The sequence below is a fragment of the Nocardia sp. NPDC059236 genome (assembly GCF_042754085.1).
Classification (GTDB): domain Bacteria; phylum Actinomycetota; class Actinomycetes; order Mycobacteriales; family Mycobacteriaceae; genus Nocardia.
The window spans coordinates 1-1,256 of record NZ_JBHZAF010000087.1 but is presented as its reverse complement, the minus strand read 5'-3'; the positions used below and the strand labels follow the sequence as shown (position 1 = coordinate 1,256).

The following is a 1,256-nucleotide window of genomic DNA, read 5'->3' as shown; positions in this document are numbered from 1 at the left end:
TGAGCGGGTGGTGGTGCAGGCCAGGACGGCGTCGCTCCCGGCGGCGTGTTCGCGGTGTGGTGCCGAGTCGATGCGAGTTCACAGCTATCACGACCGGACGGTCGTGGACCTGCCGCTGGATGGTCGGCTGGTGTTCGTGCGGGTGCGTGTCCGGCGGCTGATGTGCTCGACACCGCAGTGCTGCAAGACGTTTCGAGAGCAGGTTCCGGGAGTGCTCGAACGCTATCAGCGCCGCACTGCCCGGCTGACTGGCCAAGTGAGGGAGTTGGCCGGGCGGGCCGCGATCCGGGTGCTCGCGGCCTTGCCGATTCGCATGTCCCGCGACACCGCGGTGCGGGTGCTGCTGCGCATCCCGGCGCCGCAACGGCCGGTTCCCCGAGTATTGAGCGTCGACTTATCCCGAGCCGGTGATTATCCCGATGTCGTGGGTCAATATGGCGGGATTGCTTGTGTGGCAGTGGTTCTCCGGTAGCTGTTGTCGCGGATGTCGGGATATTCAGAGGCTCTCCAGGAAGGCGAGTAGGTCGTCCGGGGGCCGGTAGCGGCCGGGTTTGGTGGTCGGTGGTGTGGTGCGGGCCAGGGCTCGTTCCTTGATCGCCATGTCGGCGTGGAGGTAGGCGGCGGTGGATCGGGGGTCGGTGTGGCCGAGCCAGAGCGCGATGACGGCGGAATCGACGCCGCTGTGCAGTAGATTCATCGTGCAGGTGTGGCGAAGGGTGTGGGGTGAGAGTCGCTTGCCTTCCAACGACGGACATCGCTGGCGGGCGATGTCCTTGTAGAGGTTGAGACGTGCTTGAACTGCGTCGTCGCTGAGTCGGCGCCCGGTGCGGGTGGCGAATGCGGATCGCCTGCCGCCAGATCCGTGCTGGTCATCCATCGGTTCAGCTGACCCATCAGGCCGAGATGCTTGGCAATCGCACCGGGCTTGTGCCCACGCGCGAGCAGCTCCTGCTCGAATCCGGCAGCGAACTCCACCAGCGGGCCCTCGCCAGCCATCCACCCAGTCGTTCCCATCGTCGCTCCTCTCCGACACGGAAGCACCCTGCTCCCGCAACCAAAGAGTGCGACCCCCGGAATTACCCCGAGCCAAGAACCAGCGACCAGAATCAATCACACACCGCCACAGCAACTCTCGTGTCAACCATGCAAGACAACGGGATAATCACCGGCTCGGGATAAGTCCACGCCCAGCACCCGCGGGACCGGGGGCTGAGGATCGGGCAAGGCCCGGATCTGGCGCAGCAACGTCATCCGGC

At 65.7% G+C, this 1,256-nt stretch carries 1 protein-coding gene and 1 pseudogene; one reads left to right on the top strand and one right to left on the bottom strand.

Going from position 1 to position 1,256, the window contains the following annotated elements; genetic code table 11:
• Positions 1 to 427, top strand: a pseudogene (locus ACFXIV_RS48060) (transposase family protein); the annotation flags it as partial.
• A gap of 69 nt (positions 428 to 496) precedes the next feature.
• Here ACFXIV_RS48060 and ACFXIV_RS48055 read toward each other — a convergent pair.
• Complete coding sequence (locus ACFXIV_RS48055) at positions 497 to 877, bottom strand: tyrosine-type recombinase/integrase (RefSeq protein WP_379421558.1); 381 nt, start codon at positions 875 to 877, stop codon at positions 497 to 499.
• Between the last annotated feature and the right edge of the window lie 379 nt (positions 878 to 1,256).